Origin of the sequence: Escherichia sp. MOD1-EC6300, from assembly GCF_002965045.1 — a bacterium.
Lineage (GTDB): Bacteria > Pseudomonadota > Gammaproteobacteria > Enterobacterales > Enterobacteriaceae > Escherichia > Escherichia coli_F.
The window spans coordinates 1-244 of sequence record NZ_PTRH01000086.1 but is presented as its reverse complement, the minus strand read 5'-3'; the positions used below and the strand labels follow the sequence as shown (position 1 = coordinate 244).

Annotated in this window: 1 protein-coding gene; it reads left to right on the top strand. The window is 62.7% G+C overall.

The window, feature by feature from the left end; genetic code table 11:
- Positions 1 to 244: RHS repeat protein (locus BGE37_RS24950; RefSeq protein ID WP_198598495.1), on the top strand; the 244-nt coding region annotated here is incomplete at both ends.

Sequence of the window (244 nt, the reverse complement as noted above, 5' to 3'; positions counted from 1 at the left end):
GCACCGGCTGGTGCACTACACGCGGACACAATATGCAGAGCCGCTGGTCGAAAGTCGCTATCTTTACGACCCGCTGGGCCGCAGGGTGGCAAAACGGGTGTGGCGGCGTGAACGGGACCTGACGGGCTGGATGTCGCTGTCACGGAAACCGGAAGTGACCTGGTACGGCTGGGACGGCGACCGGCTGACCACGATACAGAACGACAGAACCCGCATCCAGACGGTTTATCAGCCGGGGAGCTTC